We start from the raw sequence: 24,647 nt of genomic DNA, 5'->3' as shown, positions 1-24,647 counted from the left end.
CCTACTCTCTCACATTAAAATTCATTATAGATAAAGCCGCCCTGACCCTGACCCAGATAGCTAAAGAAATAAAGCAAGGCCAGAAAGATAACAAAATATAGTAGGGTTTGGCCCAAAAACTTATATAGGGTTTGATGTTTTTTCATTGATCTCTCTTATATTTTTAGTTAGACTTACACCATTTTACCATTTTATGGAAGATGTTTTCAACACAAAAGCTAAGGAAGATGTAAAGTTCTTGTAAGGAAGAAAGGTACTTTGATGTGCCTTATAAACAGCCATTAAAAGACTTTTTCAAAAAATATATAAAAATTTTATATATTTTGCTTGACTTTTTCACTAAGAGGTTGTAGACTATATATAGAAAGATTATATATAAATATTTTACACAAGGAGGTGGTCCTATGTCTTTCCCCACATCATCGGCTTTGATTGAGTTTCTCATCTTAGCCATCCTTGAAAAAGACGATTCCTACGGTTATGAAATCAGCCAGACGATTAAGCTGATTGCCAATATCAAAGAATCAACACTTTACCCTATTCTGAAGAAGCTGGAGCAAAATGACTGCCTCACGACTTATTCGCAAGAGTACCAAGGACGAAAACGAAAATACTATTCACTCACTGCCTACGGGCATGAACATCTACTCACTCTCAAAGAAGAGTGGCAAACTTATACCACGACCATCAGCGGTATCATAGAAGGGAGCATCCGTCATGACAAGAACCGAGTATCTAGCTGAGCTAGAAAAATATCTAAAAAAACTGCCACGCAAGGACTATGAAGAAACTATGGATTACTTCACTGAGTACTTCGACGAGGTAGGCCCAGAGGGCGAGGCAGCCGCTATTGCTGATTTGGGCAGCCCTAAGGAAGCGGCCCACGAGATTATGTTGAATCTTTTGGACAAAAAAGTCGAGGAAGATAATCAAGACAGCAGTTCATCAAAAAACACTAAGAACATCGTCCAGATTGCTATCCTATCCATTTTGGCAGCACCCTTGGCTATTCCGCTCTTTATAGTAGCAGCCCTTTTGACTTTTGTTTTCTTCCTCTTAGTCTTTATCTTTGCTCTCGTCATGGCTATAGGTGCCTTTGCCTTCTTTATCTTTGGTATCAGCCTGATCTGGGACACTTTGACAGTGGGACTGACGACATCGATCCCGGCCTTCCTGTTCACTCTGGGGCTCAGTGTTCTAGTTCTGGGACTGTCCGGCATCTTCTACGCAGGCATTTCTCCTGTTACTCAGTTTGGCAAGGCTGGCTTTGTCAAACTAGCTCAACTTTTCGCAAAGAAAGGAACACGTCATGGCTAACATCAAATTGAAAAAACCTCTTTTATCTGCAGCTATTTTAGCCTGCCTCTTTGGTGGAGCCCTGACAACTATCGGCTCCATTACAGGCGGTGTCAATGACTTGGTCAATTCTACCAAAAGCAAGGTAAAACTAACGAAAAAAGAAGAAAGTTTCTCTGATCTTTCTTCCCTAAATATCAACTTAGCAGCTAGAAACCTCGTCATCAGCGAATCTCCTGATGACAAGGCTCACTTGACCTATTACCAAAGAGACGGCAACTATCAGATTGGCGGCAGCATGCTTGGAAAAATAACAACAAGTTCTGAAAATGGAAACTTAAACATCAAGGAAGATGGTGCAGACTCCTTCCACATAAGCACTGGCATCCGCTCCTTACTCAGCTTATTTGACCAAGAATCTCAGGAGAAGCGTACTGTGGAGCTTTCCCTGCCCAAGGGGACCAAGCTTGAGACATTCAGCGGCAGTTCGTCATTAGGAGATGTTACGCTGTCCAATCTATCAGCCAAAAATGCTGACTTCTCTCTATCTCAGGGCTCGTTGACTGTGAATGATGGCCAATTCGCATCTGGTAAATTTAAGAACTCTCTGGGAGAGATTACCATCAATAACAGTCAGATTAGCTCTGGAAAAATCATTGATTCTTCGGGTACCATCACTCTGAGCAACAGCCAGTTCGCATCTGGCGAAATATCAAACTCTCTGGGAGAGGTCAATCTAAACTCGAGCAAAATCTCCGACAGCACTCTGAAAATCTCAAGCGGCTCACTGAACTCTGAACAGTTGGAATTAGCTGGTACAATCTCTATCACTAACCAACTGGGCGATATTAATCTGCATCTGGTTTCTGGCAGTTTGTCGCAGCTATCCTTTGATCTGAAAACGGATCTAGGTGAAATTGACATCCCTAGTAGTATAAGTGTAGAGCACTCCAAAGGCCATGAACTTGGCGGCTCTGCCATCCGTAAAGTCGAAAATCCGACAACTACACTTACTGCCAGCGTCGAAAGCGGTAGCATTAAGCTCAGCGAATAAATCATAGAAAAGAATATATACAATCAGGGAGTCTTCAGCGGCTCCCTTTTTTTGATAAAAATTCCCGCACTGACCTAAGTTTGCTTTACAGGTCTTGGCCTTTGTGCTATGATATTCTATAAAAATTTATCCCAAGGAGGTTCCTATGAAAAAACTCGCACCTGGTATGCACATTCGGGTCGTCAGCCCTTCGGCATCAATCGAACACATCGGTGGCTTTGAGGCCAATCTAGCCGCCAAGGAGCGCTTGGAAAAGCTGGGTTTTATCGTGTCTTTTTCGGAGCATTATCTGGAAAATGATATTCTAGACTCTGCCTCCATCGAAAGCAGGGTGGCAGACATTCATGCTGCCTTTTCGGATGACTCCGTTGATGCTATTCTGGCCACCATCGGCGGTTTCAACTGCAATGAGCTCCTGCCCTATCTGGACTTTGAATTGATTGCTAGAAATCCTAAGATTTTCTGCGGCTACTCAGACACAACAGCCTTGCTCAACGCTATCTATAGCAAGACCGGCATGAAAACCTACATGGGACCGTCCTACTCCAGCTTTAAAATGGATGCCCTGCAGGACTATCAGACCGAGAGCTGGCTCAAGGCCGTCAGCCAGACTTCTTATGAATTGACTCCTAGTGAAAAATGGGGCGACAATGCTTGGTATCTGCCTGATGCCCCACTGACCTTCCATGAGACGGAGTGGAAAGTTTATCACCACGGGCAAACCCAAGCCACTGCTATCGGCGGCAATCTTTCCACCTTCTCGCTTCTGCGTGGAACACCCTATGCCCCGACAGATGAAAACTATGTCCTCTTTGTTGAAGAGGCGGAGGAAGATGATTATGTGGAGTTTGACCGCAATCTAGCTGCCCTGCTTCAGGCCTATCCCAACCCGCAGGCCCTTCTCATCGGCCGCTTTCCAAAAGAATGTCAGATGACAGAGGAGCTGCTCCTCTATATCTTGGACAAACATCCTATTCTAAAGACAATTCCTGTCCTCTATGACTTGGACTTTGCTCATACTCAGCCACTCTTTACCATTACCATCGGTGCTCAAGTGACCGTGGATACGGAAAAATTATCTATCAGAATTGATGAATAGCAAGAAATCCTCATTCCAGCTGGAATGAGGATTCTTCTTTTTCATTAGGCACTATTTCATTGTTATCTTGCTGGCTTTCTTATCGTCCACCAAAACCGCCTTGGCCGCCCGGGGCACCGCCGCCACCGGGTCCACCAGCGCCAGGTCCGTCTGCTGTAATTTCTGTTCGGCTCTCACCATTGACCGTGATGGTGCCGCCAGTGTAGGTAGCCGTTCCATCAAAGTCAAAGGCAGATACCGTAGAAGTAATATCTAAGTTTCCTCCTGACATAATGACATCGCCGTTGGAATCGATAGCATCGGTATCGCCTTCACCGACCTCGACCTTGATATCGCCACCGGTAATCTTGATAAAGATATCAGCGCCAGTTACGTCACTAGCGGCATTGATACCATCATCTGTCGCATAAAGGTCCAGCTTACCGCCGTTAATGGTGACATTCGTTCCCTCCAGAGCTTCTACACTCTTGGAAACTGTAATCGTCCCACCATCAATCAAAGCAATATTGCTAGCGTGTAGACCATCATCACCAGCATTAATCGTGATGGTGCCTGATTGGATATAGAGATTCCCCAGAGAAGTGTCTTCATCATTGTCTGCATGGATGGCATCTTCTGTCGCTGTGATATCGATAGTAGCGTCCTTGATATTAATGGCTGAAGCTGCAGACAGACCATTCTTAGCTGCCTTGAGCGTATAAGTGCCACCTGTCACCCGCAAGGTCTGCTCAGACTTAATCGCTGTTTCATACTTGCCGTCAACTGTCAGACTTCCAGAGCCATTGAGAGTCAGGTCAGAGTTACTATAGATAGCTGCATCTGCATCCGTATTACTGTGATTAGATGAGTCTGAGATGGTGTTTTGGCTGCCGTCAGCCAAAGTCAGGCTTGTTTTACCCGCATTTTCTACCAGAATAGCTGCGTCTGTCCCGCTCATGGTTACGCCATTTAGGACAATTTGAACCTTGTCGCTATCACCTGCTTTGACAACAATCTGCACATTTTCACTCGTTCCGGAAACGACATAAGTTCCAGCCTTTGAGATTGTCACAGTCGAGCCGGAGACACTAGCCCCGTCACCAGAGGCCTTAGCACTAGAGCCACTCAGGCTGATGGTTGTCGCCTTAGACTCATCATAAGAAGCGTCTGAGTCCTCTGAGGCAAAGTAATCAGAAGTATTGGTCTTGGTCTGACTGGTGTTGGTAGCATTAGCAGTCTGAGTGCTGCTTGAAGCTGTAGAGCTGCTGGCATTTGAGCTGCATGCTCCCAGTACTGCTGTCATCAAGACCAGTGGAATCATCAATTTAATTTTTTTAAGGGTTGATTTTGATTGTTTCATTTTTCTTTTCCTATCTATCTTATTTACTGCTGATACAGTTTGCCCTTTTATAGGCAAAGCCATATTTGGAGAAAGAGCTTGGAGACAGTTGGTAGCGATCCATGATCTCGCTCAGCCATAGCGGGCAGGTTTCTGGAATCTTAACTTCCATAATGACATGATTGGCTGGCAGGAGATGATCTCCATGGCGACCGGCTAAGAGACTCAGATCATAAGGACGGTAGGTCAGGTCGTGATCAAAGGTAATCCGAATCCGCTCATCCTCAATCCCTTTCATCGAATAACGATTGTAGCCGATATACATCATAGGCTGAATATTGCCAAAATGCTGGGTCAACCAGGCCATTTCCTTATCTATCTGAAGGTCAGTCAGCTGACTGTAATCACCGTCCAGATAGGTTTCCGCTGTCAGCAAATCTGCTGCAATCCGACGTTTGGTGACCAGATTCTCAGTCTTTTTCTTGATTTCCAAAAAGACTTGACTATCCTTGATCGGATGCTCTTGATAAGTCCGCAAACGCACCTTCTCATCAAAGCAAGGATTTTCCAAGGACTCACGAATAAGCTGATAAGATGGCGTATCGTAGTAGAGATTGTTAATGGTCGAATAAGCTCGCTCATCCTCCACCAAATAACCTTCAAACTCTAGCAATAGATCCAGCAAGGTTTCCTTGGAAATGATGTATTTGGTTTCAAAGCGCTGAAAATGATGTTGAAAAAATTTTTCTGCCATGGGCTTCTCACCTCTCTATCTTTCTTGAATGTAATGCAATTTTAAAGATGAAAACTTAAAAGAAAGATAAAGAAAACTTAAAGAAAACAAAACATCTCCCTTTTCAGGAGATGTTGATTAGATAAAAAGTAAAAGAATTACAGATAGACTTTTCATCTACATTTTTACAGATTCATAAGATTAAGAACCCTAAGCTAGCTGTTTTTTATCTGTTCGATAGACCAGAGTACCAAGTGTCATGAAAAGAACTAAAACAAAAGCAAGGAAGAGTACCTGACTACCAATTTGGCCGTTCATAGAAATCGTTTGGCGTAAGCCCGATACAGAATAGCTCATTGGCAGCCAAGGGTTGATAACTTGGAAAATCTTACTAGTCAGCTCCAGCGGATAGGTTCCTGCACTAGAAGCTAGCTGTAAAAGCAAGAGAATCAGAGAAGCAAAGGCACCGAGCTTGCTATCCCAAGTAACCAAAGCCGTTACAAGAGCCATAAAGGTCATGCTGGCCAGGACAATCAAACCAAGGGTTGCCCACTCATGGTTAGCAGATAAGCCTATCAAGTGCACAGCACCATAGACCAAAACACCCGCCACGACAGAAATGACTCCATTTACCTCTATACGGGCCTTCAGCCAATCTCGTTTCGTCTTAGGTTCTTCCCCTGATGGAAGTGTGCTAAAGATGATATTGGTTGAAATAGCCGCCACAAATAAAGCTACTGAAATCATATAAGGCGCCATCCCAATGCCGTTTTTCTCTACCTTATTCTCATCTGTCTTGCTCAGTGTCAGAGGATCTGCTAGAGTTTTTGCATTGTCTTCCTTAGTAGAAACAGTTGACAATTTATCACCTACATCCGCGAGGCCATTGGACAAATCACTTGTTCCCTCAGTAAGTTTGGAGAGATTATCTGTTAAAGCACTGCTGCCATCAGCTAGCTTCCCTGTTCCGCTCGCTAATTGATTGGTCCCATCCGCTAATTTCCCGAAATTAGAGGTCAATTCTGGCGATTTATCTGTTAATTGGGCTGCCCCGTTTGCTAATTTTGTGGTATTTGCTAGCAAAGCAGGATTCTTACTTGCTAAAGCTGATGTCCCCTCAGATAGCTGACCGACTGCATTGGTATAGCTTGTCACTCCTTGTTCCAATTGTGTTGCGCCAGTCGTTAATTTTTCATTTAGGGTATCTACACCTGCGACTAGTTGATTGGCTCCTCCGCTTGCTGAACCGAGGCCTGTACTCACCGTTGATAAGCCATTATAAAGGCCATTGATCATGCTAGCTGCCTGTGGAAGAACTTGATTTGATGCACCTTCTAACTGACTAAGTTTTGTTTGACTAGCGCCTTTTATCGTTTCAAGAGAAGCCCTCATCGTATCGATTTCTGATAAAATCGTCTGAGCAGATTGATCACTTCCTGCTTGACTAGCACTGACTGCTGCGTCAATCTCAGCCTTAGCTTCACTAGAAATGCCTTGATAAGCACTGGTCCCTTGGACACTTGCCAAAGCTGCGGCCTTGGCGTCTTGATTATTATTGATAATGGCCTGAGCGGATGCTGCTATGCTAGTCAGTGAAGCTTCAATGCTGTCTGTCGACACTGCTGAGTCACTTGCTGCAGCTTGAATACTAGCATTCAACTGTGTCAAACCGTTTGCTAAATCATTGACGTTTTGCTGGTTGTTAGCTAAGGTGGTATCTACCGAGGACTTTAATGTGGCCAAGCCAGTATTCAGATTTGTCACACCTGTCGATAAGGCCTGAACTCCATCTCCTGACTGGGTGAGCTGTTGGACTCCTCCCAATAAATCTGCTGATCGACCCGACAGCTGATTTGCACCTGTGGCCACAGTACTTACACCATTTGCATAAGTGTTTATCCCATTTGACAAACTACCCAGCCCAGACGATACTTGTGCAACACTCCCAGTATAAGTCTGTAGTCCTGTGTTAAATTGAGCTGCACCGGACGATAATTTGCTCGTAGCTTGATTCAGAGTTCTTAAATTATCTGCAATTGTCTGACCGCCTGAGCCTAGTTGTTGGCTGCCAGATGCTAATTGCTGAGCACCATCGGATGCCTTCACCAAGCCAGTTTTTAGGTCTCCCATATTCTTAAATAAGGCGCTTGTATAAGTATCCGTCACATTTTGCGCCACCGTCTGCTTCAAAGAAGCCATGGCTGAATCACTCATCTTACCAGCAATAAAACTGTGGCCGCTAGACGTTTGATAGTCAATCTTCATTTGCTGAGGATTATCGCTCAAAATACTGGCTGCACGTTCAGATAAATCACTTGGAAGCGTCACAACCATGTAGTAATCACCCTTTACCAGACCATTTTGAGCATCTTCTTTACTGACGAAGTGAAAATCCAGATTTTTATTTTCCTTGAGGCTGGAAACAACATCCTCGCCTATAGACAAGGTCTTACCACTAGCCGTTACAGCTTTATCCTGATTGACGACCGCCACTGGCAAGTCCGATACCTTTCCATACGGATCCCACATGGAGCTCAAGAAAATAACGTTATACAAGGCTGGAATCATAGAGACTCCTAACATCACAATGATAAAAGTCGGCTTTTTTAAAATAGCTTTCCACTCTTTTAACATATCTACCTCCTAAAATTATACACAGTGTCCAAATTTCGATAAAATTGATTATACACCAATCGAAAATTATTACAAGTTTATTCTTTAAAAATTGGACACCGTGTCTAATTTTGTTTAAAAAGATTGCAAGGAAGCGGAATAAGTTAGTCCTAATGTCTTTAATCCCTGAATAATCTGTAAACAAAAGGTATTTTCCCATAGGTAGGTACACAGAAAATCAGCATTATATTAGAATGATAAGATTTATGCGACTAGCAATGCCAAGGTTTATTACTAATCCTAGGAATCTGGCGGTTTTGAAGCTCAAATTCCTGAATTTAAAGGATATACCCAAGAAAAAGTCAAAAGTATTTTGGGAGAACCAGAGAAAGTAAGCACTGATCTCGCATCTGAAAGCAAAGCACTTGAAGAAAAAGAATTGGAAAATCTTAAAAGGCTGGTTCAGGAGCAAAAAATAAGCACCGAACAAGCGCGTGCCTTTTTAGCAGGTGCAGTTGATATTTCTCAAGCATCTAGGCTACAAAACAAATACATTCTATACTCTTATAAAAATGAACAGATTTCTATTATCTTCTCACAGGAAGGCGAGCTACTTTATGTCACTCCTGACCCTGACTACCTCTACTTCAAATAATGTTCATAACAAAAGCCTCGGCTTTATTATTTTACCAGTCGACTAAGCCTAATCAGATAAAATTTTGACTATCTATGCTTAATTCCGGAATTTAACTCTTTTCCACTGGAAAAACATTTGATATAATAGTACACGGAGAAAAAGAAAAAGTAGTTTGCTATGATAGTTATTAGCTTGAAGAGCAGACTGAGGCTTAGCCTCAAAGGGAGATTTTATGTTAGAAAGCAATAAACGCCGAAAAACCAAGGCTATTATTGAAAGAGCCATGGTTTCACTACTGCATAAGCAGTCCTTCGACCATATCACTACTGTCCAGCTAGCTCAAGCTGCTGGCATCAGCCGTAGTAGTTTTTATACTCACTACAAGGACAAGTACGATATGATTGAACGTTATCAGCAAAACCTCTTTCATCAGTTAGGATATATTTTTGAGAATAATCAAGAAGATATTCAAACTGCGATTACAGAGGTCTTTCAGTTCCTTCAGCTAGAGCCACTCTTGGCTGCTCTTTTGACAGAAAACGGCACGAAAGAGATCCAAAATTTCCTGCGCCATAAGCTGCAGGTGATGCTGGCGGATAGTCTGCAGGACCGTTTTAGTAGACGTGTTTACAATCATTTTGAAAAAGAATACAGCAGGGTTTTTCTCGCCAACGCCTTCTTTGGTGTCTGCCAAATGTGGATTGCCAGAGGAAAAAAAGAAAGTCCTGAACAAATAGCAGAATTTCTTTTGAAAATGCTGTAAGAAGCTGTTGGAACCCAATGGGTCCTGGCTCTTCTGATATTTTGAAAAATTAAACAGGATGTACAAAACCTCTTTTGGTTCTGTACACCCTGTTTTTATTATATTATAATTTCATAGCCAGCATATTGACTGTCATTCCAGCTGCTGTTCCCATCAGAGCGATGGTGTCCCCTTCCTTGACTAGATTGCGCTCCAGAGCATAGCAGAGAGAAAAAGGCACTGCCACTGACACCATATTCCCATAGTCTTGCACAATATTAAGGTATTTATCATCAGGAATACCCAAGCTGCGCATGACCATTGGCAGGGCACGACTAGCCTGATGCGGAATGATATAATCCAAGTCAGACAGGCTGAGACCACTCTTTTCTTTAAATTCTTTAAACATTTCTGGAATTTTTCTGGCAGAGAGCAAGAGAATCTTCTTGCCATTCATGTCAAACATGTAGTGAGTCTTGGTAGCATCCGAATACTCCTTAGGCTGAAACGATGTCAAACCACCGCGAATCTCTGTATCATGAGCTCCCTCGGACCAGGTCCGCTGCAGGCTGGAGATGACCCCTCTCTCTTCCTCTGTTGATTCAAAAATCAAAGCAGCCGCACCGTCACTGAACAACTCAAAACTTTCCTTCTGATTAGGATTAAGCCCTAAACTTCCAACCTCACTAGATACGATGAGGATCCTATGATACTCACCAGCCTCCAACAAATGAGACATGAGACTCAAAGCCGAGATAAAGCTGGTGCAAGTCGTATTGATATCCATGGCTGGAATGGACAAGCCCTTGGCTACCAACTCATGAATCAGGGCCGCAGTGCAGGGAATAGGCTGAACGCCCACCGCACTGGCTGACACGATACAATCGATGTCTTTGATTGTCAAACCGGCTTGCTCTAGGGCTTTTTCAATCGCCTTAACAGCCATGGAAAGCTGGGTTTCTTCATTTTCCACCACTCGATAACGGGTCTGATCCTTAAAAGTCACAGTATTTCTAGGTAGATGCGTACCATAACCAACAATCTTTATATGATTCTTTACTGCTGTCATATTAAACTCCTTCTTGTCAGACTTGGGGCCGCTCAATAGCTAGGTAAACTGCCAAAGCGCTTCAGCCTCTGATTCATATGTTTTTCCACTTGGAGCATTCTTAAGCCCGATAGATACGTTTCAACTTACGGCTTCTGTCCCGCTGATAATTTTCAAAAGAAACAGCCGGCATAAGAAAGTCTTTAGCATTCGCTAAGTTCTGAAACTGCTGGACAATCTCGTCTTCTCGCTGCTGACTGCGATGTTCAATAGCAATGGTCAGCGAATAGTCCTTTTTCTGAGCGACTTGATATTCTCCAATCCCATCAACTAAGAGCAGACAACGGCGGATAAAGTCTGGAAAGACCTCTACCGACTGACCTGCGGCATTTTCAAAAATGAAAATATCATCCGAGCGCCCCTCAATCCTATCAATCCGTGTAAAGACCGAACCGCAGGGGCAAGGTTCAGGATTTTCCACCAAGATATCATTCAGCTCATATTGAAAAATTGGCTGAGAAGTCCGCTTGAAATCCGTAATTATTGGATAAAAGCGTCTATCGTCCAAGTAGCACTTATTTACATGGACAATATCTTCGTTTAGATGAAGATTCCCATGGACACAAGTGCAAGCTAGAAAGCCCTCGGTCGCTTGGTAGACCTGGTCCACCTTTTTCAGACCAAATCCTGCTTGAATCCTCTGCCGATCCGGCTCTTCCAAAATTTCTGCCACTGATACGACTTTGCTAGGGGCAATCTGTAAATTTCCAGCCTGAACTTGTTTAGCCAACTCCAAGAGCATTGACGCTGGCGCTACCAAAATTGTTGGCTGGTAAGCATTCAAGCGCTCTACATGCTCTTCGGCTCCCTGAAAAGTATCAAAATACTCCAGAGAAATCAAGCCTGAATTGACAGTCTGATAGAGTTGGTTATCTGCCCGAAGAAAGAAGGCAATTTTGTGCCCAAAGAGTTTGCCTTTAGGCAGCATCTTGCCCAAGATGGCTGCCGCCCACATACTGCGCTCCTTTTCAGTGGTGAAAAACAAGCCTCGGTGACCGGATGTCCCCGAAGACAAGCCGACAGCAATTTCTCCTATCATGGGACTGAAATCACGTGTCCTCTCGCTCTCCAGTGCCAAGGCTAGCAACTCATCTCGATCCAGTCCCTGAGTATTGAGCTCATTGAAATGCTCCATCATAAAGGCCTTACTCATCTTAAAATCTGCTGGAATGCCTGATTTAAAATAAGGCGATTCCTGCTGTAAAAATTCCCGATAAGCTGCTAAAGCCTTGACTTGATAGCGTTCCAATGCCTGTCGATCTTTAAATCGATGCCCCCAGCGCATGACGCTAAAGGTTTTTAGAAATGTTCCTAGTTTCATACAAAATCTGCTCCGCTCTCTCAGCCGGATCATGACTGACTAGCACCTGATAGCCAACAGCAAGTAACTGCCGAAGCAGTGCCACACCGGCTATGTATTCTTCCTTGCTATCTTGGATCAGTGACGGCAAGAAACGCATCTGCTCCGTGTACGGCAACAGATCCACGCCCCAGCACAAATCAGCTCCGATAAACAGATGATAATCTGGCAAAAAGAGACAAGCTTGACCAGCGGCATGGCCATCAACTGAGGCCAGATATATACTGCCATCCCCAAACAAGTCGACTGTCTTGCGATAGAGGAATGCTGCTTGGACCTGCTGAGGTTCCACCACTTCCAACCGACTCTCAAAATCCTGCGGAAGAAATTCCTTGAAAATCAAATCCTTAAGCTTGGCATGTTGATACGTTTTGAAGACGGTCTTGGTCAGAATGAAGCGAGCCTTGGGAAAGAAAGCGGCTCCGCCGATGTGATCTGGATGCAAGTGCGACAAGATGACATAAGAAATATCTTCTGGCGCAATTCCTTTTTGCTCAAGCAGACGATCTACACGCTCCTCTTCTGACATATCAACAGGCGTTCCCAGACCATAAAGCCAGTATTTAAAATTGGGCTTCAGAATAGCTGGAGAATAGCCAGTGTCGTAGAGAATATAGCCTTTCTCACGATGCTTCAAGAGGAAAACACCAGCTGGAAAAATCATTTTTTTCTTAGCAACTCCCTTAAACATTTGCTGCAAGTGACTGCTGCAGCGTCCAGGCTGAAGATACTCAATTTTCTCGGTAATGTTGGACATATTTTGCAATCCCTTCACTGATTGTCAACTTGGGTTGATAGCCCAAATCCCTTACTGCTGCTGATATATCCAGCGTTTGACTATAACGCATTAAGTAATAGGTGTAAAGAGTCAGCGGTGGCTCTTTTTCAATATGAAAGAAGCGATAAAAGCTTTCAAATCCCTGTGCCAGAATACCTAGAAAAGCAGCAGGCAACTTAACATAACGTTTACGAACCTGTAAACCATCTAAAGCTTCATCCAGCATATCCTTGAAACTACGGGATTCTCCGTTGGTAATATTGTAAACTTGTCCTTGCGCTTCTGGAATTTCCAAAGCCAGTCGAACAGCAAAGGCCACATTTTCCACACAGGTCATATCCATCATTTGCTGGCCATTTCTGATGAGTGGAATCGCCAATTTTTGGCTCAAGCGCAGAATCCTAGGAAAGATACTGGTATCTCCAATACCAAAAAGCCCTCTAGGACGCAAGATAACCGATGGAACTTGAGGATAACTTCCGACAATCCGCTCAGCCATGAGCTTGCTTTTGATATAGAAATTCAGCTCATTCTCCTGAGGAGTAGCCTCTTCTTTGATAGCGAGTTGATCACGCGCCGCAGCATAAACACTTGGGGAGGAAATATAGACCAGTCTTTGCACTCCAAAATGTCGGCAAGCTTCCATAACCAGCTTGGTTCCTACTACATTAGTCTGATAAAACTGCTCCCAGGGTCCCCAAATCGTTGAGAGAGCACCAGCGTGCACCACTGCATCCACTCCTTCGCAGGCTGCAAAAATTTCTTCTTCTCTGGTAAAATCCCCAGCAAAAAACTCTACTAAAGGACCTTCTAACTGCCGACCAGCCTTCAGATTACGACCAAAAGCCCGCACCTGATAGCCTTGTTCAGCCAGCTCTTCAACAACATACTTTCCTAGAAAGCCAGTCGCTCCTGTCACTAGAACCTTCATCGCTACTCCTTTCATACAATTTTCTGTTTCTGTCTTGTCCCCATTATACACCATTTCAGCAAATCTTCCGTAAAAAAGCTGGAAAAAATCTTTACAGAGTGTCTCACCTGATTGGATAGGAGCAGAAAGAAATCAAATAATATCCCAAAACAGCTGTCTCAATCCACTGACATTTTTTACTTGGAAATAGCTCTATTAGTTCATTGAGAATATAAAAAAGAAGCCGGGAAACCGACCTCTGAACAAATACAAATTAAAGCATTTTGTTGTAGAATTCAACGATAAGTGCTTCGTTGATTTCTGGGTTGATTTCATCGCGCTCTGGAAGGCGAGTCAATGAACCTTCTAATTTTTCAGCATCGAATGATACGAATGCTGGACGTCCAAGAGTTGCTTCAACAGCTTCAAGGATTGCAGGCACTTTCAATGATTTCTCACGAACTGAGATCACTTGACCTGGAGTTACGCGGTATGATGGGATATCAACGCGTTTTCCGTCAACAAGGATGTGACCATGGTTTACGAATTGACGAGCTTGACGACGAGTAGTCGCAAGACCAAGACGGTAAACAACGTTATCCAAGCGACGCTCCAAGAGAAGCATGAAGTTGAAACCAAGGATTCCTTCTTTGATTTTTGAAGCTTGAACAAACAAGTTACGGAATTGTTTTTCACCTACACCGTAAGTGAAACGAAGTTTTTGTTTTTCAGCCAATTGTAAACCGTATTCTGACAATTTGCTACGGTTGTTTGGTCCATGTTGACCAGGTACATAGTTACGGCGAGCCAATTCTTTACCTGTACCAGTAAGAGAAAGACCCAAACGACGAGCTTGTTTCCAAGATGGTCCTGTATAACGTGACATAAAAATGTCCTCCTGTAAAATTTTTTGAGGAAATAGTCACTTAGAAAGCCCTGATTCGTGCAGAACATTTTCGCCCAAACAGCTAAGGCTACTTTTATAGCTGATGTTCTGTTGACGAGCTCCATGCTTTCCTGCTGCTATTTCACACAAAGGCTATTGTACCATGAATAAAGTCAAAAGTAAAGGGGCTCATACAAAAAATCAAGCCAAAAGGCTTGATTGAAGTTGTTTCTTGAAAGCAAAGGAATTCAGGCAGTTACTTCACACTCCCAAAATCTTTAAAATCTCCTGCTTATATCGCAGCTTCTGCAGTTCCTTATCCTCGCTGTCTGACCAAGTCAGTTGGAGATCTGCAACAATTTGCCCAGGCCGATTTTTCAGAATATAAATACGGTCACTGAGAGCCAGAGCTTCCTCGATGCTATGAGTAATGAGAAGAGTCGTCAGACCTAGCCTACGGTGAATATCCAGATACCAAGCGTGCAGCTCCATCTTGGTCAGCTCATCCAAAGCACTAAAGGCCTCGTCTAGAAGAAATAGCTTGTGGCCGAACATATAGGTCCGTAGCAGTGCCACGCGCTGCCGCATCCCCCCGCTCAGCTCATGTGGATACTTTTCTGCCACATCAAAGAGCCCGAACTCCTTCAAAATCTGGGTTGCCTGCTCCGTTGCTTCCTTTTTGGATACCTTTCGGATTAGCAGGGGCAAGATGACATTGCCCAGCACCGTCTTGTGCTCCAGCAGCAAGTCTTTCTGCAGCATATAACTCACCCGGCCCTTGGGATTTTCCTGGCCATCTAGGATAATCCTGCCCGACTGGACCTCCAAAATCCCAGCAATGAGGTTAAAGAGGGTCGTTTTCCCGACTCCGCTTGATCCCAAAATCGCTACGACCTGGCCTGCTTCTACTTGTAGGCTGATATCTTTCAAAATCTGCTGCTCATCATAAGCATAGCTTACATTTTCAAGTTTAATTTCTGTCATTATTTTATATAATCGTTGCTAAATCCCTTGTCACTCAAATCATTGTCCACGATACCCTTATCCTTGGCCCATTTATAAAAGGCATTCCAGCGGCTAGCCTCAAACTGACCCCACTTGTCCTTATCCGATGCATATTGCTCGGACAAATATTTTTGAGAAGCCAAGACAAAGTTACGCTTATTTTTCAGCTCTGGCGCATGCTTGATTAAAATATCCGCTGCTTCTTCAGGGTGCTCCATGGCATATTGATAGCCCTTTTTGATGGCCTGCAAGACCTTTTTCGCCTCGTCCGGATTCTTCTTCAGATAGTCATTATTGGCAATGATGACTGGAGAATAATAGTCAAACTCCTTGACATAGTCCTTCATGTAAAAGAAATTAGTGTCCATGCCCTGAGTTTGAGCCATGATACCGTCCCAGCCATGATAAATCCACGCAGCATCAAACAAGCCATTTTCAATCGGCGTAATGGAGTTGGAATCGTTGTTGGGAACCTTTTCTACCTCATCAAACTGGCCGCCTTGGCTTTCAACCAAAGTTTTGAGCATGCCTAGCTCCACTGGATCATTCCAGGTACCATATTTCTTCCCAGCCAGATCCTTAGGACTTGTAATCCCTGCAGACTTCTTGGAAATAATGCCCGAAGTATTATGCTCTACAATAGCCGCGACAGCTGTGATTTCTGCGCCCTTATCCAGTTTTTTAGCCATAGAATCTTGGAAATAAATACCAAAAGGTGCCTTGCCATTGATAATCAGATCCGAACTGCTATCTTCCGGCGGCAACTTGATATCCACATCCACGCCTGCTTCCTTGAAGTAGCCCTTTTCCTGAGCTACATAGAGGCCGGTATGGTTGGTGTTAGGTGACCAGTCTAGGATAAAATCAATCTTTTTATCCTTGCTTTCAGACGTAGATTTCGACTGACCGCAGGCCGCTAGGCCGATGATTGACACGGCAGCCAAGCCTGCCAGCAACACTTTATAACTTTTTTTCATCATTATCCTCTTTTCTTTCTTTGGGAAATAGCAGAGATGAGCTCCTATTTCCACTTGATGACATATTTTTCACTGACAGCCACCAGCTTCATCCCCAGAAGACTGATGACCGAAACCAATATAATAATGGCAAACATGGTGTCGTACTGGAAAAGTTTCTTAGACTGGATCATATAGACACCCAAGCCTTCGAAACCGCCCAGCCATTCGGAAACCACAGTCGTGATAAAGGCATAGGAAACACTGACGCGCAAGCCCGCATAGAAATAGGGCAGACTAGCTGGAATCTTAAAATGCCAGAGAATCTGCCAGCGATTGGCCTGCATTAGCTCAAAGAGAGTTAGAGTATCCCGATCACAATGCCGAAAACCATCCAGAATACTGACGATAATTGGAAAGGTCGTCGTCAGAATAATCAGCACAATCTTGGGCAAAATCCCATAACCCAGCCAAAGAACCAGGATTGGCGCCAAAGCAATGGTCGGAATCGTCTGCACCACGACCATCATGGGATAAATCAGATCATTGAGCCAGCTCATGCTGTCCATGAGTATAGCTAGTATACAGGCCAAGATGACACCCAAGACTAAACCCAGTAAGGCTACTCTTAAGGTCGCCCAGCTATGACTTGCTAGAAAGCCAGCATCTCTGATAAAGGCCTGACCGATTTCCAGAGGTGTCGGCAGGATAAACTTGGGCAAGAGCTTGAGCCAGCCCATGACCTGCCAGATGACAAGTACACCCAGCATACCTAAGAGACCGATTTGCTGTCGCATCAGCCTTTGTAGTGCTTTCATTAGAACTATTTTCCTCCCTTCCTGCATTTTGGTGCTGCAATTCTTCAAGATATTACCATCGATAAAGATGATAAAAGAAAAGGCCTTTTCCATATATGGAAAAGGCGCACAAATACCACTATTTTCGGTATGATTCCTACGCTGGCATTACCCAGATCAGGTGCGGTCGAAGCTTACACTTCCTCTCAGACTGTACACAGACTCCCATATATAGGACTATGATAGCGCAATCATCAGCAAATGTCAAGGTTGGAGCTCAGACTCACTACTTTTCAACGATAAGTGAAGCAAATAATCATGGCTCAGTCAAATTCCCTTTCACAGCCAGCAAATCCTCCATAGCACTGATATTCTCTGTCTCGCTTGTGGATAAGATGGTTTCAAAACCCAATTCAGCTGCCGTATCTAAGTTAGCCTGAATATCATCAATGAAGACGGATTCCACTGGATTCAGATTATATTTTTTCAACAGCTTTTGGTAAATCTCTGCTTCTGGCTTGACGACCCCAACCTCTGAGGAAAGGATATAGCCCGACAGCAGTGGGTAAATGGGCAACAAACCAGCTTTTTCAATATGATAAAAAATCTCACAAGTGGTTGACAAGATATAGATTCAATAACCTTGATCAGACCATAGCCGAATCCTTTCCTGTAAACCACTGTAAACATGCACAACCTCATACCAATGATAAAAGATATTCTTAACGGCAGAATGATAGGAAGCATCTAACTGAGTCTGGACTCCCTCACAAGCTTCTTTCAAACTCAGCTCTCCCTTGTCCGTCTGATGCCAGACACCTGACTCAAAAATGGCCTGTCTAAGAACCTGCCGCCGCTCTTTCTCAGGTTCAAAATATGTCAAGATTTTCTCAGAATTCCATTCAATCAGAACATTGCCCAAATCAAAAACCAAATTTTTAATCATGATGACCACCTGTTTTCTTTGCTTATCATCCTCTATATAAGTCGATTTGACTGAGGAATTGCTTCAAATATAAGTAAAAAGGCCCACTGGACCTTTCTATTCATCAAAATAACGGATGAGGTTCTTTTCTGTCAAAATGTCAGAATAAGTATAAGACTCCACATAGGTATTGGAGATTTCCCCTGGCTGACCGCCTTCATTGGAATATTCCACGATAAACAAAGACGGATAGACTTCAATCAGACGGCCTTGCTTGCTTTTTTGGCGCTTACGACCGTTTTCCAGCGTCATCTCAACGATTTGTCCTTCATGCGCCTTGATATCTTCTTTGATTTTTTTCATTTTTGCCACATCTGTAAATGCATCACTCATCTTTATTCGTCCTCTCTTTTGGAAATACTTGAGAATTTATTATACTCTTTCTGGAAAATTAACTCTACTGTACCACGCGCTCCACTCCGGTTTTTCTCAATAATGACTTCAACCTTGTTGTTGGGAATGCCTTCTTCCTCCTCACCGGCTCGATCATAATAATCATCTCGGTAAAGGAAAGCAACGATATCCGCATCCTGCTCAATGGAACCTGATTCCCGAATATCAGACAGCACCGGTCGCTTATCCTGCCGCTGCTCCACGCCACGCGAGAGCTGACTCAACGCAATGACCGGCACCTTGAGCTCCTTCGCCAAGATTTTCAACTGCCGGGAAATTTCCGAAACTTCTTGTTGACGGTTTTCGCGGCCAGTTCCTGTAATCAGCTGCAGATAGTCAATCAAGACCAACCCTAGATTGCCCGTTTCCTGAGCCAGTTTTCGAGCCCGCGAGCGAATCTCTGTAATCCGAATCCCTGGTGTATCATCAATATAGATACTAGCGTTAGCCAGATTAGCTGTCGCAATGGTATATTTTTGCCACTCTTCATCTGTCAGTTGCCCCGTACGAATGGAATGAGAATTAATCACCCCTTCTGAAGCCAGCATCCGGTCCACCAAGCTCTCCGCCCCCATTTCCAGAGAGAAAATAGCTACAGTCTTATCTAGCTTGGTTCCGATATTCTGAGCGATATTAAGGGCAAAGGCCGTCTTTCCGACCGCTGGCCGGGCCGCCAAAATGATTAATTCTTCCTCATGCAGACCAGTCGTCATCTTGTCCAGCTCACGGTAGCCAGTCGCAATTCCAGTGATATCTGATGTCTGCAGAGACCGAGCCTCCAGATTGCCAAAGTTAAGATTCAGCACATCACGGATATTTTTAAAGCCACTGCGATTGGCCGTCTCACTGACATCAATCAGGGCTTTTTCAGCTCCGGCGATAATTTCCTCTGACAGCCGGTCGCCATCGTAGGCTTGATTGATAGACTCTGTCAGACGCGAAATCAGCCGCCTTAGAATGGCCTTCTCTGCAACGATTTTAGCATAGTATTCAGCATTGGCAGAGGTTGGAACAGAATTGACCACTTCCACCAAGTAGCTGAGACCGCCGATATTCTGCAAATCACCCTGACTGTCTAAAATGTTACGAACCGTCGTTGCATCAATGGCATCCCCGCGGTCAGCCAAGTCAATCATAGCCTTGAAAATCAAGCGATTGGCATACTTAAAGAAGTCAGCAGGCTCGATATACTCACGAACAAAGACCAGTTTGCTCTCATCAATGAAAATGGCTCCTAAGACGGACTGCTCCGCTAAAATATCCTGAGGCTGAGCTCGGAGTTCATCAATCTCTGCCATCGGTAAATCCTTCCTTCAAATCACTATTATCCTTCTTTAACCCGCAAACGAATCACCCCAGTTATATCCTGATAAATTTTCACTGGAACATCTATCAGACCAATGGAACGAATCGGTGAGTCCACCTTAATGTGACGTTTGTCAATTTTGATGCCAAACTGCTTCTGCAGCTCTTCTGCTATTTTCTTACTGGTAATAGAGCCAAAGGTGCGGCCGTCCGGACCAACTTTTTCAGTAAATTCAACAAGAGTAGCTTCTTCTGCTAACTTAGCTTTAATAGTTTGAGCTTCTGCCACTAGTTCCGCGTGGGCTTTTTCTTCGGACTTTTGCTTGCCGCGCAGTTCACCGATAGCCTGCGCTGTTGCTTCCTTGGCTAAATTTTTCTTAATCAGAAAATTTTGAGCATAGCCAGTCGGCATTTCCTTGATTTCGCCTTTTTTGCCCTTGCCTTTTACATCTGCTAAAAAAATTACTTTCATCCTTTTTTCTCCTCGTCTATTATTACTTCCTCTTTAATGACTTGGTCCATAATTTCTTGATTCAGCGACTGAAGGACCTCAGAAACTGTTTTACCTTCAATTTGAGCTGCAGCCAGATTGAAATGGCCGCCACCGCCCAGCTTTTCCATAATTCGCTGAACATTGATCTTGCTACGACTGCGAGCCGAAATAGACACATAGCCTTTGGTATTCTTGCTCACGACAAAAGTAGCTTCAATTCCTGACATGGAGAGCATGGTATCAGCTGCCTTACTGATGACAACCGTATCATAAGTGTTCTCCTCTGGACCAGCTGCTACAATGACATTAGGCAATATCTTCTTGCCATTTAAAATCAGCTCATTAATCGCACGATATTCCTCAAAATTCGTAGCTGAAATGTCCTGGATCACAACACTGTCACTGCCCCGAGTTCGTAGATAGCTGGCCACATCAAAGGTCCGACTGGTGACTCGAGATGAAAATCCTTTGGTATCAAGCATAATCCCCGCCATGAGAATGCTGGCTTGCATCTTACTGAGACGGTTCTTTTTAGAATTCTGGAACTGAATCAGCTCCGTTACCAACTCACTGGCACTGCTAGCCCCACTTTCGATATAGGCAATCACAGCATTTTCCGGAAAGTCTTCATCACGGCGATGGTGGTCCACTACGATAATCTGACTGAATTGATCAAAGAAATCCTTAGACAGCGTCAGAGAAATCTTGGAGTGATCAACCATAATCAAGAGCGAACGATTGGTCACCATATTTACTGCTTCAGAAAGCGGCACCAGATAGTCAGCCCCTTCCTGCTGGAGCTTTGTAATGGAGCGCTCAATGTCAGAAGCCATTTGGGACGAATCATAAACCACATAAGCTTTCTCAATGATATTACTGGCAAAAAGCTGCATACCAAGAGAAGAACCCAAGGCATCCATATCCAGATTTTTATGTCCGACTATAAAGACCTGATCCACACTCTTAATCTTATCAGAGATTGCAGTCATCATAGCCCGAGTACGGGTACGCGTGCGCTTAACAGCTGACGCCGTTCCTCCACCAAAGAAGATTGGGTTCATGTTGTCATTATTTTCTTTGACGACAGCTTGATCCCCACCCCGAACTTCAGCCAAGTTGAGGTTAAGCAGGGCAACCCGACCGATTTCATCATGATTACCATCACCATAAGAAAAGCCCATACTGAGTGTCAGTGACAGCTCTCGATTTTTAGCTTCCGTCCGGAATTGATCAATGATAGAAAATTTATTTTCCATCAGCTGTTCCAGCACTGTGTAATCCGTAAAAAGATAGAACCGATCCATGCCAACCCGACGGTAAAACATATGAAACTGCTCAGAAAATTCTGCTACGAAGTTAGCCACAAAGCTATTGATATGACTGATATCCGTGTCTGAAACGACATCTTCCAAATCATCATAATTATCCACCGAGATAATTCCGATCACAGGGCGCGTTGTTACCAGACCAACAGTGGCTTCGTATTCATTGGATGCATCAAAAAAATAAAACACACTGGATGCACGGTCCAAGTAAACTGAATATTTCTTGTCTCCAACCGTAGCATAATGACCAGAGTCTGAATAAGCAGCCTTCATGATATTCTTGAGCATATCTGCATCAAAATCACCATCTTCGGTTGTAAAAATCAGTTCAGCATAGGGATTAAACCACTCTACATCACCATTATCTTCACTGATTTTAATGACACCAACTGGCATCTTATCCAGCAAGGAAGCGAGGCTTCCTTCTGCTTGATGATTGACATAATGAATCTGCTCAATCTCATCTAGCTCGGATACTCTCTGTTGCTGGATAAAAAGCACAATCAAAAGAGCCAGCACAAGCATGAGAGCAGCTAGCATGGCCAAACTATCACCAAAAAGCCTCAGACAGATGGCTAAGATTATAAAGGAAATTAGACCCGCCATCGCCAAGTGAATTGGGGCAAAACGAAATTTTTTCATCATAGACCTCTTATTCCGCCATTTTACCATAAATCCTAGAAAAAAGCGAATTTCTCCCAATAATCAAAGCATTTAACAATGGTAAAGGAAGCGAAAAATAGTCTTTCAAAGTTTACAATCTTGTCAACCCCTTGTAAACTTACACAAAAAGGCTGCTTCCCAAAGGAAACTAAGCCTTTTACAAGAGTTACTTCGCTTGATTTTTAGAAATGCTTCTGGACTTGCCTTCTAGGTAAACCATCAAAATAGAAATATCTGCTGGATTGACACCAGAAATACGACTAGCCTGACCAATTGTTTCTGGATTGATTTTCTTGAACTTCTGTCGTGCTTCTGTCGCAATCGAGTCAATATCATCCCAGTCAATATTAGCTGGAATGCGCTTCTCTTCCATGCGCTTCATCTTTTCAACCTGATCAAGAGCTTTGGAAATATAGCCTTCATACTTAATCTCTGTCTCAATTAGCTCAATAATCTTTTCATCAAGCTCCTCTGCAGCCGGACCAATGAACTGAACCACATCTTGATAATACACTTCTGGACGTCTCATAAATTCTTTGGCAGTCACTGCATCCGTCAGAGGCTTAAAGCCAAGCGCTTCTACCTTAGCGTTTGTTTCCTTAACAGGCTTTAGTTTGATCGATTCCAAACGCTTCATTTCATTGTCAAATTGATTCTTTTTAATCTCGAAACGAGCCCAGCGCTCATCATCTACCAGACCAATTTCCCGTCCCATCTCTGTCAAACGCATATCTGCATTGTCATGACGGAGAATCAGACGGTACTCAGCTCGACTGGTCAAGAGTCGGTAAGGTTCTACCGTCCCCTTAGTCACCAAATCATCAATCATGACTCCAATATAACCATCACTACGCTTCAAAATCAACTCTGGCTTACCTTGGATTTTCAATGCCGCATTAATCCCAGCGATAATTCCTTGACCAGCAGCTTCTTCGTAACCAGAAGTCCCATTGGTCTGACCTGCTGTAAAGAGCCCTGAAATTTTCTTAGTTTCCAAGGTTGCCCGTAACTGATGAGGCATAATCATATCGTACTCAATGGCATAGCCTGTCCGCATCATCTCAGCATTTTCTAAACCTTTGATAGAGTGAACCAAGTCCTTTTGTACATCTTCTGGCAGACTAGTTGACAGCCCCTGCACATAAACTTCTTCTGTATCACGACCCTCAGGTTCTAAGAAAAGCTGGTGGCGTTCCTTATCCGCAAAACGGACAATCTTATCCTCGATTGACGGGCAATAGCGAGGGCCCACACCCTTAACGATACCTGAAAACATAGGAGCCCGATGCAAGTTGTTTTGGATAATTTCGTGACTTTCTGCATTGGTATAAGTCAACCAGCAAGGCACTTGATCTTTCACATAGTCCTCATCACGAGACGTGTAAGAGAAATGATTGGCCTTTTCATCACCTGGCTGAATCTCGGTCACATCATAATTGATAGATGACGCCTTGACACGCGGAGGCGTTCCGGTTTTAAAACGACCAATTTCAAAACCTAGATCCCTCAGATTATCTGCTAAAGGAATGGCTGCTAGACTATGGTTAGGACCAGATGAATACTTGAGATCACCAATGATAATTTCTCCCCGCAAGGCTGTTCCAGTCGTAACAATGACGGCTTTAGCTGCATACTCCTGATGGGTCGCTGTCTTAACTCCAATTACTTTACCGTCTTCTACCAAGATTTCATTAATCATAGTTTGCCGCAAGGTCAGATTTTCTTGATTTTCGACAGTCTTCCGCATTTCTTTGGAGTAGACTTCCTTATCCGCCTGGGCCCTAAGAGCCCGAACTGCAGGTCCTTTGCCTGTATTGAGCATCTTCATCTGGATATAGCTCTTGTCAATATTCTTGGCCATCTCTCCGCCCAAAGCATCTACTTCACGGACGACAATGCCTTTCGCAGAGCCTCCTATAGAGGGATTGCAGGGCATAAAAGCCAGCATCTCAATATTGATGGTTGCCAAAAGAACCTTACAACCCATTCGACTAGCAGCCAGCGATGCCTCAACCCCAGCATGTCCTGCTCCAATCACGATAATATCATAACTTTCAGTAAAATTGTGTGACATTTCTTTTTCCTTCATTTTTTCACCAAAAAAGGCCAAGTCTCTAGAAGTGCAGGACAAAAAAGCCTGCAACATCCATGAGCTTTGACCATCATAGGTATTGCTTATCTTATTTTAGCA

Annotated in this window: 23 protein-coding genes and 1 pseudogene; 6 read left to right on the top strand and 18 right to left on the bottom strand. The window is 43.8% G+C overall.

The window, feature by feature from the left end; all coding sequences use genetic code 11:
* Positions 1-14: 14 nt before the first annotated feature.
* Positions 15-146: a teichoic acid D-Ala incorporation-associated protein DltX gene (locus tag HMPREF9378_RS04200; protein ID WP_002894209.1), complete on the bottom strand. Its 132-nt coding sequence runs from the start codon at positions 144-146 to the stop codon at positions 15-17.
* Positions 147-404: 258 nt separating this feature from the next.
* On the opposite strand from HMPREF9378_RS04200, the gene HMPREF9378_RS04205 reads away from it, so the two are divergent.
* From HMPREF9378_RS04205 to HMPREF9378_RS04220, 4 genes are all read left to right on the top strand, one after another.
* The gene (locus HMPREF9378_RS04205) at positions 405-743 is read left to right on the top strand and encodes a PadR family transcriptional regulator (RefSeq protein WP_002913906.1); all 339 of its coding nucleotides are present in this window, start codon (positions 405-407) and stop codon (positions 741-743) included.
* Positions 718-1,317 (top strand): DUF1700 domain-containing protein, encoded by a 600-nt coding sequence (locus HMPREF9378_RS04210; protein WP_002913905.1) that lies wholly within the window; start codon positions 718-720, stop codon positions 1,315-1,317. The genes HMPREF9378_RS04205 and HMPREF9378_RS04210 overlap by 26 nt, the downstream gene beginning before the upstream one ends.
* Positions 1,310-2,350 (top strand): DUF4097 family beta strand repeat-containing protein, encoded by a 1,041-nt coding sequence (locus HMPREF9378_RS04215; RefSeq protein WP_002913904.1) that lies wholly within the window; start codon positions 1,310-1,312, stop codon positions 2,348-2,350. Before HMPREF9378_RS04210 ends, HMPREF9378_RS04215 begins: the two co-directional genes overlap by 8 nt.
* 145 nt (positions 2,351-2,495) lie before the next feature.
* Positions 2,496-3,449, top strand: a complete 954-nt coding sequence (locus HMPREF9378_RS04220; RefSeq protein WP_002913903.1) for a S66 family peptidase — start codon at positions 2,496-2,498, stop codon at positions 3,447-3,449.
* A 79-nt stretch (positions 3,450-3,528) separates the two neighbouring features.
* Here the strand turns inward: HMPREF9378_RS04220 and HMPREF9378_RS04225 are convergent, their stop codons facing one another.
* The 3 genes from HMPREF9378_RS04225 to HMPREF9378_RS04235 all read right to left on the bottom strand — a co-directional run bounded on the left by HMPREF9378_RS04225 (position 3,529) and on the right by HMPREF9378_RS04235 (position 8,134).
* A complete protein-coding gene (locus HMPREF9378_RS04225; protein ID WP_002913902.1) occupies positions 3,529-4,788 on the bottom strand; it encodes a carbohydrate-binding domain-containing protein in 1,260 nt (419 codons plus the stop codon).
* 19 nt (positions 4,789-4,807) lie between these two features.
* Positions 4,808-5,521, bottom strand: coding sequence for a polyphosphate polymerase domain-containing protein (locus tag HMPREF9378_RS04230; protein ID WP_002913901.1), 714 nt, complete (start codon positions 5,519-5,521; stop codon positions 4,808-4,810).
* Positions 5,522-5,710: 189 nt separating this feature from the next.
* Positions 5,711-8,134: a YhgE/Pip domain-containing protein gene (locus HMPREF9378_RS04235; protein ID WP_002913900.1), complete on the bottom strand. Its 2,424-nt coding sequence runs from the start codon at positions 8,132-8,134 to the stop codon at positions 5,711-5,713.
* A 307-nt stretch (positions 8,135-8,441) separates the two neighbouring features.
* Between HMPREF9378_RS04235 and HMPREF9378_RS04240 the strand changes: the two genes are divergently transcribed.
* Positions 8,442-8,768 carry a DUF4947 domain-containing protein gene (locus HMPREF9378_RS04240; RefSeq protein WP_080555343.1) on the top strand — a complete coding sequence of 109 codons (327 nt, stop codon included), beginning with the start codon at positions 8,442-8,444 and terminating at the stop codon, positions 8,766-8,768.
* Positions 8,769-8,982: 214 nt separating this feature from the next.
* Positions 8,983-9,513 carry a TetR/AcrR family transcriptional regulator gene (locus HMPREF9378_RS04245; RefSeq protein ID WP_002899570.1) on the top strand — a complete coding sequence of 177 codons (531 nt, stop codon included), beginning with the start codon at positions 8,983-8,985 and terminating at the stop codon, positions 9,511-9,513.
* A gap of 103 nt (positions 9,514-9,616) precedes the next feature.
* Here HMPREF9378_RS04245 and HMPREF9378_RS04250 read toward each other — a convergent pair whose 3' ends face one another.
* The 14 genes and pseudogenes from HMPREF9378_RS04250 to mnmG form a co-directional block, all read right to left on the bottom strand.
* Positions 9,617-10,561: a 3-oxoacyl-[acyl-carrier-protein] synthase III C-terminal domain-containing protein gene (locus HMPREF9378_RS04250; RefSeq protein ID WP_002899569.1), complete on the bottom strand. Its 945-nt coding sequence runs from the start codon at positions 10,559-10,561 to the stop codon at positions 9,617-9,619.
* Positions 10,562-10,661: 100 nt separating this feature from the next.
* Positions 10,662-11,921, bottom strand: a complete 1,260-nt coding sequence (locus HMPREF9378_RS04255; protein ID WP_002899567.1) for a F390 synthetase-related protein — start codon at positions 11,919-11,921, stop codon at positions 10,662-10,664.
* Complete coding sequence (locus tag HMPREF9378_RS04260) at positions 11,890-12,717, bottom strand: MBL fold metallo-hydrolase (protein WP_002899565.1); 828 nt, start codon at positions 12,715-12,717, stop codon at positions 11,890-11,892. The genes HMPREF9378_RS04255 and HMPREF9378_RS04260 overlap by 32 nt, the downstream gene beginning before the upstream one ends.
* Positions 12,692-13,723: an NAD-dependent epimerase/dehydratase family protein gene (locus HMPREF9378_RS04265; protein ID WP_002899564.1), complete on the bottom strand. Its 1,032-nt coding sequence runs from the start codon at positions 13,721-13,723 to the stop codon at positions 12,692-12,694. Before HMPREF9378_RS04265 ends, HMPREF9378_RS04260 begins: the two co-directional genes overlap by 26 nt.
* Positions 13,724-13,922: 199 nt before the next feature.
* On the bottom strand, positions 13,923-14,534 hold the full coding sequence (gene rpsD / locus HMPREF9378_RS04270; protein WP_002899562.1) for a 30S ribosomal protein S4: 612 nt from the start codon (positions 14,532-14,534) through the stop codon (positions 13,923-13,925).
* Between the two features lie 261 nt (positions 14,535-14,795).
* A complete protein-coding gene (locus HMPREF9378_RS04275) occupies positions 14,796-15,518 on the bottom strand; it encodes an ABC transporter ATP-binding protein (protein ID WP_002899560.1) in 723 nt (240 codons plus the stop codon).
* A complete protein-coding gene (locus HMPREF9378_RS04280; protein WP_032909456.1) occupies positions 15,518-16,516 on the bottom strand; it encodes an ABC transporter substrate-binding protein in 999 nt (332 codons plus the stop codon). Before HMPREF9378_RS04280 ends, HMPREF9378_RS04275 begins: the two co-directional genes overlap by 1 nt.
* Before the next feature lie 44 nt (positions 16,517-16,560).
* Positions 16,561-17,340: an ABC transporter permease gene (locus HMPREF9378_RS04285; RefSeq protein ID WP_169449403.1), complete on the bottom strand. Its 780-nt coding sequence runs from the start codon at positions 17,338-17,340 to the stop codon at positions 16,561-16,563.
* Between the two features lie 268 nt (positions 17,341-17,608).
* Positions 17,609-18,238 (bottom strand): annotated as a pseudogene (locus HMPREF9378_RS0110950) (HAD family hydrolase).
* Positions 18,239-18,334: 96 nt separating this feature from the next.
* A complete protein-coding gene (locus HMPREF9378_RS04290) occupies positions 18,335-18,610 on the bottom strand; it encodes a Veg family protein (protein WP_002894239.1) in 276 nt (91 codons plus the stop codon).
* Between the two features lie 2 nt (positions 18,611-18,612).
* Entirely contained in the window at positions 18,613-19,968 is a 1,356-nt protein-coding gene (dnaB, locus tag HMPREF9378_RS04295; protein ID WP_002894241.1) for a replicative DNA helicase, read from the bottom strand.
* A gap of 26 nt (positions 19,969-19,994) precedes the next feature.
* On the bottom strand, positions 19,995-20,447 hold the full coding sequence (rplI, locus tag HMPREF9378_RS04300) for a 50S ribosomal protein L9 (RefSeq protein WP_002899550.1): 453 nt from the start codon (positions 20,445-20,447) through the stop codon (positions 19,995-19,997).
* A complete protein-coding gene (locus HMPREF9378_RS04305; RefSeq protein ID WP_023917142.1) occupies positions 20,444-22,435 on the bottom strand; it encodes a DHH family phosphoesterase in 1,992 nt (663 codons plus the stop codon). Before HMPREF9378_RS04305 ends, rplI begins: the two co-directional genes overlap by 4 nt.
* Positions 22,436-22,622: 187 nt before the next feature.
* Positions 22,623-24,530 carry a tRNA uridine-5-carboxymethylaminomethyl(34) synthesis enzyme MnmG gene (gene mnmG, locus HMPREF9378_RS04310; protein ID WP_032909609.1) on the bottom strand — a complete coding sequence of 636 codons (1,908 nt, stop codon included), beginning with the start codon at positions 24,528-24,530 and terminating at the stop codon, positions 22,623-22,625.
* Between the last annotated feature and the right edge of the window lie 117 nt (positions 24,531-24,647).

The sequence above is a fragment of the Streptococcus sanguinis SK1 = NCTC 7863 genome, from assembly GCF_000194945.1.
GTDB classification, from domain to species: Bacteria; Bacillota; Bacilli; order Lactobacillales; family Streptococcaceae; genus Streptococcus; species Streptococcus sanguinis.
Note: the sequence above shows the minus strand (reverse complement) of the source record. Positions and strands in the feature narration are given on the sequence as shown.